The sequence below is a fragment of the Methylobacterium frigidaeris genome, from assembly GCF_022179185.1.
GTDB lineage: Bacteria > Pseudomonadota > Alphaproteobacteria > Rhizobiales > Beijerinckiaceae > Methylobacterium > Methylobacterium frigidaeris.
Genome location: NZ_BPQJ01000227.1, coordinates 1 through 264, shown reverse-complemented (window position 1 = coordinate 264; position 264 = coordinate 1). Strand labels below are relative to the sequence as shown.

Genomic DNA, 264 nt, shown 5'->3' with positions numbered 1-264 from the left:
GGCGGAGGTCCTTCAAAAGCTCCACTTCCCCGCTGGACTTGAAGGCGTTCCCGTAGGAGCTGATGGCGATGAAGTCCATGGTGAGGGGCAGGGGGATGGCCCGCACCAGGTCGGCCATGAAGATAAAGGCCCCGTTCAGGACGCAGATCAGGTGAGGGGTCTTGCCCTGGTAGTCCCGGGCGATCTCCCTCCCCAGCTCCTCCACCCGCTTCTTTATGGCCTCGGCGCTGATCTGCACGGGTCCGTTGCCCGGCGTGAACATGC

At 63.6% G+C, this 264-nt stretch carries 1 protein-coding gene; it reads right to left on the bottom strand.

Annotation, left to right across the window (positions count from 1 at the left end; genetic code table 11):
- A partial coding sequence (locus MFF64_RS39095) for a phosphoribosyltransferase family protein (RefSeq protein ID WP_273557217.1) occupies window positions 1-264 on the bottom strand: 264 nt, incomplete at both ends.